We start from the raw sequence: 16,524 nt of genomic DNA on the forward strand, positions 1-16,524 counted from the left end.
CTGCGGCCTGCGCGCCTTGGCACACGTCAGCTATCTGGAGAGCACCCGCGCCAAGGCGCAGCTAAACCGCGACCAAGCTGATCAATTTTACACCGGGAACTTGGCCAATTTTGCTCCGGGATTGACAGATAGCGTTTGTTTCGAAAACGAGAACGCACTGGAGAGGGCTCAAATTCTCATTTCGTGCAAGAGCCCAGAAACCTTGGGAACTGTTCCATCTGCTTCGCCAACACCGGCAGCATGACATCCGATTTTCCGTAGCCCGCGGCTGAGCCCTTATTTGCCCGACCGGTTATGTAATTTGAAGCTTCGGCATCGATAGAACCATAGCGCAAATCTTCGAATAGATGTCTAAAACCGTGATTTGGACCGGGCTTTGGCTTTGGCAAATCTGGTAGGACGTCCGCTCTTACCCAATCTCGCAGGTTGCCGTCCATGCGCTTTTCGGCGAATAAGTTGCCCTTAGGCGCGTTCTCGACAAACCCAATCAAACCTTCATCAATCAAGGCGGGGTGAACCGGAACTTTGCGGCTTTTTTTGGTCTTCGTGGAGCGCTCGCCTCCGTGTTTGATGTGGTAAAACCAGTATTCTCCGATCTTGAAGAAATCCTCCTTTGTTAGCTGAAGGATTTCACTGACGCGCGCACCACTGTAAGCCAGCATCCAAGGCACCCACCGTTGATAAGCTAGACTCCGTTCTCTACTTGCCAATAGAACTGTTTCAGCTTGCGCCACAGTGTAAGTGAGTTGCGAGCTCTCTGGTTTGTCCAATTCGGGCAATTCAAGAGCTTCGAGAGGCGAACGATCTGAGAACAGAGAACGACCCGAGTGTTTTTGACCCCAATTCAAAACAGACTTGATGCAGCTCATCTTGTCACGCACTGTCTTAGGGCTGTATTCCTCATCAATCAATTCGTCGCGCCAACGCTCAACCTCTTCCTCGGTGACGCTGGCGGCGCGGTCGCTTTTGCGCCACTCAGAAAACTCCTTGATGATTGCTCGATACTTTCGGAACGTGCTAGCTGCCTTGACACCTAAACCGCGCCGAGAGCGGTTTTCTTGTTCATCAATGATTGATTCCAGCGATCTCATATCAAGCTTCGTTTTGCCTGCTCGAAGCAAAGGATCAGTCGGCTCGCCACAGAAGTTGCCGAAATCGCGCTCATTCTGGCGCTGAAGTAGCTCTATCTCGGCCCGGATGAGTCGATCACATAGAATATTGAATTCACCTGAACCGATCTCGATGGGGAGTGACATAGCATTGATCAGTGCGATAGCTTCGTGACTGATCAAGGCAAAATTTCTTGAGACTTGGTGTTCGCGGAGATCTTTCAGCCGGATTTGGCGATTACCATAATGCAGGTCGGAAAGATCAAGATTTACGATTTCGTCAAGGGCTAGGTCCAACATCGACATCGGGTCGGTCAGTCTCACTCGATTTTGCTCTGATTTAGCGATCATTCTCGCCACAGCTGCATCAGCTATTGATTCTCGTTTGGAAGCGGTCGGTCTCTGATCGCGTGCGTGAATGTCTTCCTGATTACGATGAAGGTAATAATGACGCGCAAGCGTTTCGACATCGACTGTGCTAAGGTCAGGCTTGTGACGGACAGCGTCAAACTGGCGCTCCCAGTCAGCAATGACCTGACGTGCTAATTTCTTGGCAGCCCGCTCATCGGTTGTCTTTAGCGACTTGCTAAATTCGGCTTTTCCAAACGCTTTCGCTAGGTCTGCGGGAATGCGCAGTCGTGCATACCAGATTCCGGTTTTTCCACGCCGCTGAATATGTTCTGATCTGTCTGGCACGGCTTACCTGTGTAGCAGTTTGTGTGTAACCTTGTGTAGCTTGCAGACAAAAAAGTTACAAGATTCTAGTATGTTGTTGTTCTCTATTGGAAAGCAAGAGCCATCGCTTAGAGTTCGAGTCTCTCATCACCCACCATCCGTCCACGAGTCACGTTGAACTGTCGTCGCCCCGCGACAGAATGATTTCGCGCGATGCAGAGGCGAATTCCCGGCTCCAGACGACCCAAGCGGTCACGGCAACCCCGATCAGCAAGGCCCAGGCCCCTGCGACCCATGCAAGCGCACAGAGCGCGAAATACATCGACCGCAAACCGGCATTGAAATTCATGGCCGCGCGCGCGTTCAGGTGGCCTGCCTTCAGCGCCAGCGGCAGTGTTTTCGGGTCGTCCGGGTCATTGGGCACGGCCCCCATAACCACAGAGCAGTAGCCGAACACCCGGTTCGACCAGACGAATTTCAGGAACGCGTTGCCCAGCATGAACAGTGGCAGAAACAGTTTGACCTGAAGCACCGCGCTGCCGCTTTCCATGTTGGTCAACCGGGTGGCCACGCCCTGCAACGGGTCCACATTTCCGATCAGGGCAAGCAGGCCGCCCATCGCCAACAGGCAGGTGGACGCGAAAAACGATGTGCTCTGGCGCAGGCTCATCATGATTTGCGCATCGAAAATGCGGGGCTGGCGGTTTGCCATGACCTGCATCCATTGCAGCCGGTAATCCTGCATCAGAACCGTGACCGACGGTTTAGAGGCCGACGGGTGCCCGATACGCCATCCAAGCCACAGCCAAACGCCAAGGAACAGCACCACCGCGACGGCATCCACCACGCCCAGACTGCTTATGTTGCCAATAAGGGTCATGTTGGTTTCCCTGTCGATACCGCGCGTTCCAACTGGCCCCATCCATCGGGCGCTGGCAAGCCCAACCGCAGCCAATGGCCGGAATATGGGAAGATGCGCGACCAGACATGCGCGCGGGCAAGCCGGTCTTGGGCCGCCGCCGCATCTGGCGTTTGATAGGTGCGAAATAGGGTTGTGCCGCCAACAAGTCGCCAACCCGCTTGCGCGGCCAAGCCGTCCAGCCGCGCGGCATCTTCTGTCAGTCGGGCGCGTGTTGACCACTGCCAGTCAGTATCCGCCAGCGCGACCCCGCCTGCGACCAGCGCGGGACCGTTGACTGCCCAAGGCCCGGCAATATCCCGCAGCGCGTTGGCATGGCTCCGGCCTGCGACGGCAAAACCAAGCCGCAGGCCCGCCAACCCGTAGAACTTGCCGAAAGACCGCAGAACGACAACGCGCTCTTCGGCCTCGGTCACATGGGGCGTGATCGAAGCGTCGGGCCTCACATCAATGAAGCTCTCATCCACCACCAACAGCCCCACGCTGTCACGCAGGGCCAAAAGCTGCGCTTGTGTCAGAATGCGGCCATCGGGATTGTTGGGGTTTACCACGACGGCCAGATCGGCACCTGCCAACGCTTCGACGGTCTGCACCTGATCGACCTGCCACCCTTGCGCAGCCAAGGCCGCCGCATGTTCGTTATAGGTCGGCCCCAGCACCCGCGCGGTTCCGGCTGCGCGCAAGCGCGGCACGAGTTGAATCGCGGCTTGCGCGCCCGACAGTGCAACCACTGGCGCAGATGTGCCATAGGCGCGCTGCGCCATATGCTGCAATGCTGCGATTTCTTCGGCTCCGGGCAGACGGCTGAACGCGTCCGGCGGCAACGCTGGCATGGGGTATGCCACAGGGTTTATGCCCGTGGACAAGTCGATCCAGTCGCCTTTGCCATAACGCCCCTGCGCGCGGGCCAGATCGCCGCCATGATCACGCATATCCGATCCCCCAAAGCATGGCCAATACCGCAAGCAGAACAACCAGCATTCGACGATATAGGGCCAGACCACGTGACAGGCTGGCGGGCGTGGCCTCTGCCCCATCCGCATTTAGCCAAGGGTCTTCTGTGACCGCATCGCCGTATTTTCGCGGCCCGGACAGCCGCACACCCAAGCTGGCGGCCATTGCCGCCTCGGGCCACCCCGCATTAGGCGAGCGGTGCGCGCGAGCGTCGCGCCACATTGCACGGATGGCGCGCGCGGGGTGCCCGCCGACCAGTGCGAACACAAGCCCGGTCAGCCGCGCGGGGATAAGATTCGCAACATCGTCCAGCCGCGCGGCGACCTTGCCGAATGCTTCATACCGCTCGTTGCGGTGGCCTATCATGGAATCCAGCGTGTTGATCGCCTTATAGGCCATTAGCCCCGGCAGCCCCGCCACCACGCCCCAGAACACTGGGGCAACGATCCCGTCGGCGCTGTTTTCGGCGAGGCTTTCAAGTGCTGCACGGCTGATTGCGGCCCCATCGGCATTGGTCACATCCCGCCCGACGATCATGGCAACGGCCCCGCGCGCTGCGGGCAGATCGTCCTGCATTAGCGGGGTTTCAACCGCGCGTACATGGGCGTGCATTGCGCGCAGGGCGACAAAGGGCCAAGCCAGCACGCCCCCCAGAACAATGCCCAGCCACCCATGAGGCAACAGAATGTGCAGGGCCAGCCCCACGATGGCCGCGCTGCCGACGATCACACCCGTGGTCAGGGCACCAAACACAAGCCGTGTTTTGCGCCCTCCTCGGTTCCAGCGCCGCTCCAGCCCATTGATCGCCCAACCCATCCAAGTCACCGGATGGCCGATACGGCGATAAAGCCGATCCGGCCACCCGACGGCAAGGTCGATAAGGCAGGCCAGAAGCAGCATCAGGGCAAAATTCATGGGCCGGAATCCGTGTTTCAGATCCTTTGTGCGATAGTCGAATTAGGCCACCTTGCGCAATGGCGCGCAGGGAATTCCCAGAATTGTCTTGCTAGGCGAGGCATTTCCAAATATTCTTCATGGGAAATAAATATTCCTTTCTTTTCACGGAGGGCGCGGACATGCCGCTCGACACCTATCCGAAGGTCACACCCGGCGCGCCTCGGCCCAGCGCTGTGCGCCTTCCGCAAGGGCTGACCCTGCCAGCCGGTGTGGAACGCTATCAGGTTGAAGGCGGCGGTGCGCTCTTGGTGCAGCTTCGACAGGGCGACAAGATCAATATCCGCAATATAGAAGGTGGCCAGGTAGCAGAGTTGCTGTCCATTGACGCCGCTGGAACCTGCGACACAGGCGCGCTTGGGGCGCCTGCCAACGCGCGGGCCGAAGGTGTCCGTGCGGTGCTGCTATGCGACGACCCGTCGCTGGCACGGATGCGGCGAAAGCTGGACCAACTGGGCGTCGATCTTGCCCAAGCCGGTAGCCTGCGCCTGTTCGACACCGCCACCAAGGCCGGAGTGTCGCAAGAGTTCACCGCCACGCGCGACGCCCATCTGCTGGTCGCAGCCCCCGGCGACGCCATGTCGCCAGATGGACAGAACACGCTGACACCGCTTGCAGTCCTTCTGACCCGCGCCAAGCTCCTGCCGCGTATCGGGTTCGACCTGCCCGAGCCGTTGGCGGACCCGTTGGCCGATATTCGCGTGCAGTCTGCCACCGCAGAGGCCTATTTCGTCAAGGCGGGCGACTTCATCCAGATCCTTGATGTCGATGGCCGCCAATGCACCGATTTCCAATGTTTCGACGCACGCAAGCTGGATCGCGGGCTGCAGCGCCCGCTGGACGTGACCACGACCCGCACCCTGATGGGCCATTCTTATCCCATGCCCGGCCTGCACGCGAAATACTACGATCAGGATCTGATCCCGCTGGTCGAAGTCATTCAGGACACCTGCGGGCGGCATGACGCTTTCGCCATGGCCTGCGCCGCGAAATACTATGACGATATCGGCTATCCCGGCCATGTAAACTGCACCGACAATTTCAACGGCGCGCTGGTCGGATTCGGCGCAGACCCGCGCCCCGGTTGGATGGCGATCAACTTCTTCTTCAACACCGGGCTGGACGAACACGGCGTGCTGCATACGGACGAGCCTTGGTCGCGCCCCGGCGACTATGTATTGTTGCGCGCGCTGACCGATCTGGTCTGCGTCAGTTCCGCCTGCCCCGATGACACGACAGCTGCCAATGGCTGGAACCCGACCGACATTCATGTGCGCACCTATAGCGGCACGGAACCCTTCAAGCGCGCGATTGCGCTGCGCGCCACCCCAGACTCGGAGCCAAAAATGACCAAGGAAACCGGCTTCCACGCCTCTTTCGCGAAATTCACCGGCAATTTCGTGGAATATAACGGCTATTGGCTGGCAAGTTCCTTCGCCACCGCGGGCACCATTCAGGAATACTGGGCCTGTCGGCAAAAATCCGTCATCATGGACCTGTCGCCATTGCGCAAGTTCGAGATTACCGGCCCGGATGCCGAGGCGCTGTGCCAGTACATCTTCACCCGCAACGTGAAAACCATGGCCGAGGGTGCGGTGGTCTATACCGCCATGTGCTACCCGCATGGCGGCATGATCGACGATGGCACGCTGTTCCGGTTGGGGCGCGACAATTTCCGCTGGATCGGCGGAAGCGATTACGGCGGCGAATGGATACGCGAGCAGGCCGAGAAAGCGGGGCTGAACGTGCTGGTGCGGTCCTCGACCGACCAGTTGCATAATGTCGCCGTGCAAGGCCCAGAAAGCCGCGACCTGCTGCGCAAGGTGGTCTGGACCGCGCCGCACCGCCCGACCTTCGACCAGTTGGACTGGTTCCGCTTTACGCCCGCACGGTTGCACGGACCGGATGGCGTGCCGATTGTCGTGTCGCGCACCGGCTATACGGGCGAACTGGGCTACGAGGTCATGTGCCACCCGCGCGATTGCGCCGCCGTGTTCGACGCGATCTGGGAGGCGGGACAAGACCACGGGCTGACCCCGTTCGGGCTGGAGGCGCTCGACAGGGTCCGCATAGAGGCCGGGCTGATCTTTGCAGGCTATGATTTCAGCGACCAGACCGACCCGTTCGAGGCGGGCATCGGCTTTACGGTGCCACTGAAATCCAAGACCGATGATTTCATCGGCCGCGACGCGCTGATCCGCCGCAAGGAACACCCCGCGCGCAAGCTGGTCGGGCTGGACATTGATAGCAATGCAGAAGTGGGCCATGGCGACTGCGTCCATATCGGGCGAGCGCAGGTTGGCGAAGTGACATCTTCCATGCGCTCGCCGCTTTTGGGCAAAACCATTGCACTGGCACGGGTGGATGTGGCCTGTTCCGAGTTGGGGACCGACGTGGAAATCGGCAAGCTGGACGGGCACCAGAAACGACTGCCAGCGCGGATTGTGCCTTTCGCCCATTACGATCCGAAAAAGGAACGCCCACGGTCCTGATACAATGCAGGCGCCTTTGATTGAGAAAATGGGCGGCGAAGAGGCTGTGCGCGCCTTGGTCGAGGCGTTCTACGACCTGATGGAAACGCGACCCGAAGGCGCACATCTGCGCCTGCTGCATCAGCGCGGGCAGGGTTTAGCCAATGCACGCGAAGAGCAGTTCGCCTTCCTATGTGGCTTCTTTGGGGGACGGCGGTATTACGCAGAACGCCACGGTCATATGGACCTGAAGGACATCCACGCCCATGTGCCGGTGCGTCCGATAGATGCCGAAAACTGGCTTCTGTGTATGGACCGCGCCTTGGCCGCACGTGGCCATGCAGGCCCCGAGATTGACCACCTGCGCGCCACGCTGCGACGTGTGGCGCATCGGCTGGTCAATGATCCGGCTTCATAAGCCCCCGCCGACGCCGCCGAAAAAGCAAAAGGGCACCCGTAGGTGCCCTTTCAATCGTCTGGCAAACGCATTGCTTAGGTCAAGGTGCGTTCGATCTCTTCGCGCTCGAAAATCTCGATCACGTCTTTCGGGCGAATATCGTCGTAATTCTCGAACGCCATCCCGCATTCCTGACCCGATTGCACTTCCTTGACCTCGTCCTTGAAGCGCTTGAGGGTTTTCAGAGTGCCCTCGTGGACAACCACGTTGTCGCGCAGCAGGCGAACACCGGCAGACCGGCGCGCGATCCCCTCAGTCACAAGGCAGCCGGCCACTTTGCCGACGCCAGTGACCTTGAACACTTCGCGGATTTCGGCATAGCCGATGAAGTTCTCGCGCACTTCGGCAGATAGCAGGCCAGAGGCCGCGGCTTTGATATCGTCGACCAGATCATAAATGATCGAGTAATAGCGCAGCTCTACCCGCTTCTGGTTGGCCGAGTTCCGCGCGGACGCGTTCGCCCGCACGTTGAACCCGATGATCGGCGCGCCAGAGGCTTCGGCAAGGCCCACATCAGTATCGGTGATTGCGCCGACACCATAATGCAGCACGCGCACACGCACCTCGTCATTGCCGATTTTCTCAAGCGCCTGAACGATGGCTTCGGCAGAGCCCTGCACATCGGCTTTCACCAGAACCGGCAACTCTGCCATGTCCTTGTCTTCCTTGGCCTTGGCCATAAGCTGTTCAAGCGTGGTCGCGGCCCCGGCGGCGGCGCGCTTGTCCTTGGCCGCTTCCTGACGGTATTCGGCAATCTCGCGCGCTTGTGCTTCGGTATCGACCACGTTCAGCACATCGCCCGCTTCGGGCGTGCCGTTCAGGCCCAGCACCTCTACCGGAACAGAGGGGCCGGCTTCTTTCACGCGCTCGCCCTGGTCATTTTGCAAGGCACGAACCTTGCCCCATTGCTCGCCCACGACGAAAATATCGCCCTGACGCAGCGTGCCGTTCTGCACAAGAACGGTCGCGACGGGACCACGGCCGACGTCAAGCTGCGCCTCGATCACGGCGCCCATGGCGGACCGGTCGGGGTTGGCCTGCAATTCCAGAATTTCGGCTTGAAGCGCGATGGCTTCCAGTAGCTGGTCCAGACCGGCACCGGTCACGGCAGAGACTTCGACATCCTGCACGTCGCCCGACATCGCTTCGACTACGACCTCGTGCTGCAACAACTCGGTCCGAACCTTGTTGGCATCGGCAGCGGGCTTGTCACATTTGTTGATGGCGACGATCATTGGCACCTTGGCGGCGCGGGCGTGGTTGATCGCTTCGATCGTCTGCGGCATGACAGAGTCGTCTGCGGCCACGACCAGCACGACAATATCGGTCACATTCGCACCGCGTGCGCGCATGCTGGTAAAGGCCGCGTGACCGGGCGTATCCAGAAATGACAGCACGGCACCACTTTCCGTCGTGACCTGATAGGCCCCGATATGCTGGGTAATGCCACCAGCTTCGCCCGATACCACGTTCGCTTTGCGAATCGCATCCAGCAGCGAGGTCTTGCCGTGGTCGACATGGCCCATGATCGTCACGATTGGCGGGCGCGGCTGCAGGTCTTGAGGGTCGTCGGCAACCTGCTCGATTACCTGCTCCACATCCGCGTCAGAGACACGCACCATCTTGTGGCCGAACTCTTCGATCACCAGTTCGGCTGTGTCGGCGTCGATGGATTGGTTCATGGTCGCCATGACACCCATCTTCATCAGGGATTTGACAACATCAGCGGCCCGTTCGGCCATGCGGTTTGCCAATTCCTGCACCACGATGGTTTCGGGCAGTTGCACTTCACGCACAACCTTTTCGCGCGATTGGGTCTGGCCCATCGCCTTTTGGCGGGCCTTCTCCTGCTTGCGCTTCATCGCGGCCATGGAACGCTCGCGTCCACCGCCACCTGCCAGCGCGTCTTTCAGTGTCAGCTTGCCAGAGCGACGGCCGCCATCCTCGCGCGGTTTGGCGGGACGGCCGCCACGGTCATCCTCGGCCCGTTTCGCGGGTTTGCGCGCATCACCACCAGAGGGGCGGGCACGCTCCGACATCGGCGCTTCAGGCGCGGCGGGGGCTGCGGGTTCCTCGGCGGGCGCCGCCTTACGGGCCTTGCGCTCTTCGGCCTCGACCTTGGCGCGGGCGTCTTCTTCTTCCTTGGCACGCAAAGCCGCCTCGCGCTCACGCTCTTCGCGTTCGCGGGCCTCGGCCTCTTCACGGCGGCGCTGGCGCTCTTCCTCGCGCGCCTTTTCTTCGGCGGCGCGGGCGGCTGCTTCCTCGGTCTCGCGCGCCTTGGCGGCGGCAAGCGCCTTCAGGCGGCGGTCCATTTCCGCTTCGGATATTCCGGCGGGGCGACGCGACGGATCGGATTTCGGCGTGCCGGACGGCTTGCCCGCACCAGCGCCCGGCTGCCCTGCCGATTTTGGCACGACAACGCGCTTGCGCTTCTTCTCGACCACGACCGATTTCGTGCGCCCATGGCTGAAGCTTTGCTTCACCTGACCGCCTTGCCCGCCAAGTCCGAGTGTCTTTTTACCGTCTGTATCGCTCATGCGTCCGTCTTATCCTCTCCGGCGGCATATCCACCGATATCTGTGCGCAGTCCTGCCAGTCTTGCCGCTTCCTCTACAACAGGTCGCCGCAATCCGCCAGCACGAAGCGCGGAATGTATCACATGTTCACGACCGAATGCCAAACCCAATTCGCGGGCCGTCAGCCAGTCAATATAGGTCTCTGGCCCACCGGGCGGGCGCAACTTCGTCTTGCCACGGGTTGACCCGTCCACGGCTTGGATCAGGACCGCCATCTCTTCCGCCATGGCCAGCTCGCGGCATTTTTCATAGCCTGCGATGGCCTGACCGCTTTTGCGTGCCAGCGACAGAAGGTCGATCACCCGTTTCAGCACAAGGCCGGTAACCATGTCGTTCAACCCGTCGGGCACCGTTACCGCTTGTCGCGCGGCGCGGGCAAAGAGCTTTTTCTTGACCGCCAGATCCAGCGCCGACCGTTCGGCACTGACCCAAATTCCGCGGCCGGGCAGCTTTCCGGCGACATCGGGCACGATTTGCCCGTCGGGGCCCACGACAAAGCGGATCAGCCCGCGCGCAGGCTGGCTGTCCCCGGTGGCGATGCAGCGCCGTTCGGGCCCGTCGCGTTCAACTTTGCGCCCGCCGCGTGCCATCTGGTTGATCCTTAGCGTGTTTCTGCCTCGGCCTCGGCCTCGGCGTCAGCGGCATCCTCTTCGCCCTCGGCCTCGGCGTCGGCTTCCATTTCGGTCGGGTCAACCCAACCCAGCAGGACGCGCGCGGTCATGACAAGGGTTTGCGCTTCCTCAAGGCTCATATCGAAAGGCTCCAGCAGGCCCTCATCCTTAACGCGCTCGCCGTTGACGGTGGTCCAGCCGCCCGCCAGTTCCCAGTCGGCACAGGTGGCGAAATCTTCCAGCGTCTTGATGTCGTCCTTGGCCAACGCTTCGACCATCTGCGGAGTCAGGCCGTCGAATTCGATCAGGCTGTCTTCCGCCCCCATCTCGCGTGCATTCGCCAGCGCGGCAGCGGCGACCGCTTCCAGACGTTCGCGGGCACGGGTCTGCAACTCTTCGGCAGTTTCCTCGTCGAAACCGTCAATGGCCAGCAGTTCGTCCAGCTCGACATAGGCGACCTCTTCCAGCGCGGTGAATTCTTCCGCGACCAGAAGCTGGGCCATCATCTCGTCAATGTCCAACTCGTCCATGAACAGCTTGGTGCGTGCTGCAAATTCGGCCTGACGGCGGGCTGATTCGTCCGACTCTGTCAGGATGTCGATGTCCAGCGCGGTCAACTGGCTGGCCAGACGCACGTTCTGACCGCGACGGCCAATCGCCAGCGACAACTGCTCATCAGGCACGACCACTTCGATCTTGCCCGCTTCTTCGTCGATCACGACCTTGCTTACCTCTGCCGGTTGCAGCGCGTTCACAAGGAAGGTGGCCTGATCTTCGGTCCAGGGGATGATGTCGATCTTTTCGCCCTGAAGCTCGTTCACCACGGCCTGCACGCGGCTGCCGCGCATACCGACGCAAGCGCCAACGGGGTCGATGCCGGAATCATACGAAATCACGCCGATCTTGGCGCGCGAACCGGGGTCACGGGCAACTGCCTTGATCTCGATGATGCCATCGTAGATTTCCGGCACTTCCATCTTGAACAATTCGGCCATGAATTCGGGCGCAGTGCGCGACAGGAAGATTTGCGGCCCGCGCGCTTCGCGGCGCACGTCTTTCACATAGCAGCGGATGCGGTCGCCGTTGCGATAGCTTTCGCGGCCAATCTTCTCATTGCGGCGCAGGATGGCTTCGCCCGCACCCACATCGACGATGATGTTGCCGTATTCCTCGCGCTTGACGACACCGTTAATGATCGTATGCGCGCGATCCTTGAATTCTTCATACTGGCGGTCACGCTCTGCTTCGCGGACGCGCTGCAAGATCACCTGCTTGGCGGATTGTGCGGCGATGCGGCCCAGCTCTACCGGCGGCACTTCGTCGATGATCTCATCCCCGACAGCGGGCGCGTCCAGATAGGGGGCGGCTTGGGCCACGGTCAGTTCAGCGTGGTGGTTTTCCAGCAGGTCATCCTCGACCACGGTGCGGACGCGGGTGAAGGTGGCCACGCCGGTCTTGCGGTCGATAGCCACGCGGATATCCATATCGGCCCCGTAGCGTGATTTGGCCGCGCGGGCGAGGCTGTCTTCCATCGCCTCGATCACCAATTCGGCGTCGATCATCTTTTCGCGTGCCACCGCTTCGGCGGTTTGCAGCAGTTCCAACTGGTTTGCAGATGTGATGGCCATGCTTCAGCTCTCCTCGGGGTGCGCGGTATCCGGCGCGTCGGTTTCAATCTCGTCGAATTGCGATTCGTCAATGGCGCCGCTGGCTTTGCGGGCGCGCAGCATTTCCGCGATCAGGTCTTCGGTCAGGACCAGCTTGGCATCCGACAACCACTCGAATTGCAGGCCGATGGTGACGGTGTCGTCGCCCTCTTCCAACTCAATCAGCACCTCGTCGCCTTCGACCCCGGCCAACAAGCCCTTGAAGCGGCGGCGGCCGTCGATCAACTCGGTCGTCTCGATCCGGGCCTCATACCCGTCCCAAGCGGCGAAATCTTTCAGCCGGGTCAGGGGGCGGTCGATGCCGGGGCTGGACACTTCCAGCGTATAGGCGTCTTCCAGCGGGTCTTCGACATCCAACACCGCAGACACAGCCGTGGAAATATCGGCGCAATCCTGCACCTCTATGCCGCCATCGGGCCGGTCCGCCATGATCTGCAATGTCCGGTTTTTGCCCGCCATGACGCGCAGGCGCACCAACTCGAAGCCCAGACCTTCGATTACCGGGGCCACGATGGCCGCCAGCCGCTGGTCGAGCGTGGTTTTCGCGATCAGGTCAGACATGACCCCTCCTTGGGGTGCGGAAAACAAAAAACGGGCCATGCGGCCCGTTGAAATTTCCGGTGGGTATCTTTCGACACGCCGCTGTTGAGTGGGGATATAGGCGCATGCGCGCCCGAACGCAAGGGGTTTGCACATGGCGGTCGGGACTCGACTCAAGCCCCGTTCCAGATATATGAACAAAGCAGGAACAAACTCAAGGCCGCCATGTCAGACCCCACTTATGCAGAGCTTTGCGTGACCAGTAATTTCAGCTTCCTGCGCGGCGCATCGCACCCCGAGGAGCTGGTCACGCGCGCGGCTGAACTGGGGTTGCAGGCCATCGCCATCACCGACCACAATTCCGTCGCGGGCGTGGTGCGGGCCTATGCGGCGCTGAAGGAACTGGCACGGCTGCGGGCCACAGGCACAGGGCAAGCGGCGGGCGTGCGCGCCCAACGCCAGACAGACCCGTCCAGCCGCCAGACCAGCGCGCCAGAGGCCACGCCTTTGGTGCTGCCGGATCGCCCCCTGCCCCGGCTGATCCCCGGAGCGCGGCTGGTGCTGACCGACAGCGCAACAGACTGGCTGGCCCTGCCCACCGACCTGCCCGCATGGTCGCGGCTGACGCGGCTGCTGACCCTTGGCAAGCGCCGCGCGCCAAAAGGGGAATGCCACCTTGCGCGCGCCGATCTTTATGCGGGCTGCCACGGCATGATCCTGATCGCGCTGCCGCCAGACCCGTTGCAAGCGCTCTTGCCGGATGATCTGCGCGACATGCTTAACCATTTCCCCGGCCAGTGCTACCTTGGTGCAGCCCCTCGCTATGACGGGCGCGACCCGGCACGGCTGGCGCAGCTTGGCGCATGGGCACAAGCGACCGGCCTGCCCATGGTCGCGCTTGGCGATGTGCAGATGCACGCCGCTGCCCGCCGCCCGCTGGCCGATGTGCTGACCTGTCTGCGCCTTGGTCTAACGATAGACACCATCGGCCAGCACCGCCTGCCCCACGCCGAACACCGGCTGAAAGGCGCGGCGGAAATGGCGCGCATGTTCAAGCACCATCCCGCCGCGATCCACCGTTCTGTGCAGATTGCCGATGCCTGCGCCTTCGGTCTGGATGAGCTGCGCTACCAATACCCAGACGAGGCGCAGAACGGCGAACCCGCCCAGGCCCGGCTGGAACGGCTGGCGGGCGAAGGGCTGCGCCGCCGTTACCCCGCAGGGGCCCCGCCCAAGATTGTCGAGCGCACCAGTCGCGAGCTGCGTCTGATCGCCGATCTGGACTATGCGCCCTATTTCCTGACCGTTCATGACATTGTCGACTTTGCCCGGTCACGCGGCATTCTGTGCCAAGGGCGGGGGTCGGCCGCCAATTCGGTTGTGTGCTACCTGCTGGGCGTGACCGAAGTGCCGCCCGAATCGATCACGCTAATCTTCGAGCGGTTCATCTCCAAGGAACGCGGCGAGCCGCCCGATATTGACGTGGATTTCGAACATGAACGCCGCGAAGAGGTCATCCAGTGGATTTACGCCCGCTACGGGCGCGACCGCGCAGGCCTGACCGCGACCGTCATCCATTTCCGTACCCGTGCGGCCATCCGCGAGGTGGGCAAGGTGATGGGGCTGAGCGCCGATGTCATCGGGCGGCTGTCAGGCCAGCTTTGGGGCTGGTCCGCCAGCCCGCCGGGGCCGGACCGCCTGCGCGAAGCGGGGCTGGACCCCGACGACCGCCGCATGGGGCAAGCGCTGGCGCTGATTGCCGAGATCATCGGCTTTCCACGCCACCTGTCGCAGCATGTGGGCGGCTTTGTCATCACCAAGGGGCGGCTAGACGACCTGTGCCCGATTGAAAATGCGGCCATGGAGGACCGCACCATCATCGAATGGGACAAAGACGACATAGACGCGCTGGGGCTGCTGAAGGTGGATGTGCTGGCCTTGGGCATGCTGACCGCAATCCGCAAATCCTTTGCCCTGCTGGCAGAGCACCGGGGCGCGCGGCTGGATCTGGCCAATGTCCCGCCCGAAGACCCTGCCGTCTATGACATGCTCTGCCGCGCCGACGCCATCGGCGTGTTTCAGGTCGAAAGCCGCGCGCAGCTCAACTTTCTGCCGCGTATGCGCCCGCGCGCGTTCTACGATCTAGTCTGCGAGGTCGCCATCGTGCGCCCCGGCCCCATTCAGGGTGGCATGGTGCACCCGTTCATCAACCGCCGTCAGGGCAAGGAACCTGTCGAAGACCTTGGCCCCGCCATGATGGAAGTGCTGGGCCACACTTACGGCGTGCCGCTATTCCAGGAACAAGCCATGCAAATCGCGGTGGTCGCGGCGGGTTTCACCCCGGCAGAGGCCGACCAACTGCGCCGCGCGCTCGCGACCTTCAAGCGCATGGGCACCATCGGCGGGTTTCGCGACCGGTTCATCGACGGGATGCTGTCGCGCGGCTACGACCCCGATTTCGCCGCGCGCTGTTTCGCCCAGATCGAGGGCTTCGGCAGCTACGGCTTCCCCGAAAGCCACGCCGCCAGCTTCGCGCGGTTGGTCTATATCTCGGCTTGGCTGAAATGCCATCATCCGGCGGTGTTCGCCTGCGCGCTGCTGAACAGTCAGCCCATGGGGTTCTACGCGCCCGCCCAACTGGTGCGCGACGCGCGCGAACACGGGGTGGAAATCCGCGCCGTTTCCATCAACCATTCCGACTGGGAGTGCACGCTTGAACGGCGCGCAGATGGCACCCTTTCCCTGCGGCTGGGCTTTCGCCAGATCAAGGGCGTCCCACAGGAAGATGCCGACTGGATCGTGGCCGCGCGGGGCAATGGCTACCCGGATATCGACAGCCTGTGGCGGCGTGCAGGCGTGGCGCCCGACACGCTGGAACGGCTGGCCGAGGGCGACGCCTTCACAGCCATTGGCCTGTCGCGCCGCACGGCCCTCTGGCAGGTGCGGGCCTTGCGCGCGCCCGCCCCCCTGCCCTTGTTCGGGCTGGATGGCGAAGGCGAACAGGAACCCACCGTCACCCTGCCCGACATGTCGCTTGGCGAAGCGGTGGTCGAAGATTACTTGTCGTTGCGGCTCAGCTTACGCGCCCATCCGCTGGAACTGTTGCGACCCCGCCTGCCGCAAACCCTACCGCATGACAAGCTGCCACAAGCCACCCGCCGCGTCAGCATCGCGGGGCTTGTCATCACCCGCCAGCGGCCCGGCACGGCCTCGGGCGTGGTGTTCCTAACGCTCGAAGATGAAACCGGTTGCTCCAATGTGGTCGTGTGGAAAACCATGTATGACCGCTTCCGCCGCGCCGTGATCGGCGGGCGGCTCTTGCGCGTTACGGGCCGTGTGCAACGCGACGGACAGGTGATCCATATCATCGCGGAACAGATCGACGATATCTCACACATGCTCGGCAGTCTGGGCGGCCCCGCGCCCCTGCCCGCCAATGACGGCCGCGGCGACGAGGTCCGCCGGTCCGTTCCCAGCATGGTCCCCGGCACATCGGGCGCGCGCCACCCCCGCGAACAAGCGCGCAAGCTGTTCCCAAGCCGGGATTTTCACTAATCCCCTTCATCCTTGCAAAAATATCCTGGGGGAGTC

General features: G+C 61.9%; 11 protein-coding genes. 3 read left to right on the top strand and 8 right to left on the bottom strand.

Annotated features, from left to right (window positions below):
* Positions 1 to 176: 176 nt before the first annotated feature.
* From ROE7235_RS13710 to cbiB, 4 genes are all read right to left on the bottom strand, one after another.
* Positions 177 to 1,805 (bottom strand): DUF6538 domain-containing protein, encoded by a 1,629-nt coding sequence (locus ROE7235_RS13710; RefSeq protein ID WP_147434217.1) that lies wholly within the window; start codon positions 1,803 to 1,805, stop codon positions 177 to 179.
* Positions 1,806 to 1,953: 148 nt separating this feature from the next.
* Positions 1,954 to 2,664 carry a DUF599 domain-containing protein gene (locus ROE7235_RS13715; RefSeq protein WP_121096075.1) on the bottom strand — a complete coding sequence of 237 codons (711 nt, stop codon included), beginning with the start codon at positions 2,662 to 2,664 and terminating at the stop codon, positions 1,954 to 1,956.
* Positions 2,661 to 3,635, bottom strand: coding sequence for a threonine-phosphate decarboxylase CobD (cobD, locus tag ROE7235_RS13720; RefSeq protein ID WP_121096076.1), 975 nt, complete (start codon positions 3,633 to 3,635; stop codon positions 2,661 to 2,663). The genes ROE7235_RS13715 and cobD overlap by 4 nt, the downstream gene beginning before the upstream one ends.
* Positions 3,628 to 4,572 carry an adenosylcobinamide-phosphate synthase CbiB gene (gene cbiB, locus ROE7235_RS13725; RefSeq protein WP_121096077.1) on the bottom strand — a complete coding sequence of 315 codons (945 nt, stop codon included), beginning with the start codon at positions 4,570 to 4,572 and terminating at the stop codon, positions 3,628 to 3,630. The genes cobD and cbiB overlap by 8 nt, the downstream gene beginning before the upstream one ends.
* Positions 4,573 to 4,733: 161 nt before the next feature.
* Between cbiB and ROE7235_RS13730 the strand changes: the two genes are divergently transcribed.
* Together ROE7235_RS13730 and ROE7235_RS13735 are read left to right on the top strand one after the other, a co-directional pair.
* Positions 4,734 to 7,103 carry a trimethylamine N-oxide demethylase gene (locus ROE7235_RS13730; RefSeq protein ID WP_121096098.1) on the top strand — a complete coding sequence of 790 codons (2,370 nt, stop codon included), beginning with the start codon at positions 4,734 to 4,736 and terminating at the stop codon, positions 7,101 to 7,103.
* Positions 7,104 to 7,107: 4 nt separating this feature from the next.
* Positions 7,108 to 7,500 carry a group II truncated hemoglobin gene (locus tag ROE7235_RS13735; protein WP_121096078.1) on the top strand — a complete coding sequence of 131 codons (393 nt, stop codon included), beginning with the start codon at positions 7,108 to 7,110 and terminating at the stop codon, positions 7,498 to 7,500.
* A gap of 74 nt (positions 7,501 to 7,574) precedes the next feature.
* On the opposite strand, the gene infB is transcribed toward ROE7235_RS13735, so the two are convergent.
* From infB to rimP, 4 genes are read right to left on the bottom strand one after another with little or no spacing between them, the layout of a single operon-like run.
* Positions 7,575 to 10,076, bottom strand: coding sequence for a translation initiation factor IF-2 (gene infB, locus ROE7235_RS13740; protein WP_121096079.1), 2,502 nt, complete (start codon positions 10,074 to 10,076; stop codon positions 7,575 to 7,577).
* Entirely contained in the window at positions 10,073 to 10,705 is a 633-nt protein-coding gene (locus ROE7235_RS13745; RefSeq protein WP_121096080.1) for an RNA-binding protein, read from the bottom strand. Before ROE7235_RS13745 ends, infB begins: the two co-directional genes overlap by 4 nt.
* An 11-nt stretch (positions 10,706 to 10,716) precedes the next feature.
* The gene (nusA, locus tag ROE7235_RS13750) at positions 10,717 to 12,354 is read right to left on the bottom strand and encodes a transcription termination factor NusA (RefSeq protein WP_121096081.1); all 1,638 of its coding nucleotides are present in this window, start codon (positions 12,352 to 12,354) and stop codon (positions 10,717 to 10,719) included.
* A gap of 3 nt (positions 12,355 to 12,357) precedes the next feature.
* Positions 12,358 to 12,954, bottom strand: coding sequence for a ribosome maturation factor RimP (rimP, locus tag ROE7235_RS13755; protein WP_121096082.1), 597 nt, complete (start codon positions 12,952 to 12,954; stop codon positions 12,358 to 12,360).
* A gap of 204 nt (positions 12,955 to 13,158) precedes the next feature.
* Here rimP and ROE7235_RS13760 point away from each other — a divergent pair, with 204 nt between their 5' ends.
* Positions 13,159 to 16,488 carry an error-prone DNA polymerase gene (locus tag ROE7235_RS13760; protein ID WP_121096083.1) on the top strand — a complete coding sequence of 1,110 codons (3,330 nt, stop codon included), beginning with the start codon at positions 13,159 to 13,161 and terminating at the stop codon, positions 16,486 to 16,488.
* Positions 16,489 to 16,524 lie beyond the last annotated feature (36 nt).

Source organism: Roseinatronobacter ekhonensis, from assembly GCF_900499075.1.
Lineage (GTDB): Bacteria > Pseudomonadota > Alphaproteobacteria > Rhodobacterales > Rhodobacteraceae > Roseinatronobacter > Roseinatronobacter ekhonensis.

What these genes read in the sequence shown, in the direction of transcription:
- ROE7235_RS13715 (WP_121096075.1), bottom strand. Translation starts at nt 2,664, where the DNA reads ATGACCCTTATTGGCAACATAAGCAGTCTGGGCGTGGTGGATGCCGTC.
- cobD (WP_121096076.1), bottom strand. Translation starts at nt 3,635, where the DNA reads ATGCGTGATCATGGCGGCGATCTGGCCCGCGCGCAGGGGCGTTATGGC.
- cbiB (WP_121096077.1), bottom strand. Translation starts at nt 4,572, where the DNA reads ATGAATTTTGCCCTGATGCTGCTTCTGGCCTGCCTTATCGACCTTGCC.
- ROE7235_RS13730 (WP_121096098.1), top strand. Translation starts at nt 4,734, where the DNA reads ATGCCGCTCGACACCTATCCGAAGGTCACACCCGGCGCGCCTCGGCCC.
- ROE7235_RS13735 (WP_121096078.1), top strand. Translation starts at nt 7,108, where the DNA reads ATGCAGGCGCCTTTGATTGAGAAAATGGGCGGCGAAGAGGCTGTGCGC.
- infB (WP_121096079.1), bottom strand. Translation starts at nt 10,076, where the DNA reads ATGAGCGATACAGACGGTAAAAAGACACTCGGACTTGGCGGGCAAGGC.
- ROE7235_RS13745 (WP_121096080.1), bottom strand. Translation starts at nt 10,705, where the DNA reads ATGGCACGCGGCGGGCGCAAAGTTGAACGCGACGGGCCCGAACGGCGC.
- nusA (WP_121096081.1), bottom strand. Translation starts at nt 12,354, where the DNA reads ATGGCCATCACATCTGCAAACCAGTTGGAACTGCTGCAAACCGCCGAA.
- rimP (WP_121096082.1), bottom strand. Translation starts at nt 12,954, where the DNA reads ATGTCTGACCTGATCGCGAAAACCACGCTCGACCAGCGGCTGGCGGCC.
- ROE7235_RS13760 (WP_121096083.1), top strand. Translation starts at nt 13,159, where the DNA reads ATGTCAGACCCCACTTATGCAGAGCTTTGCGTGACCAGTAATTTCAGC.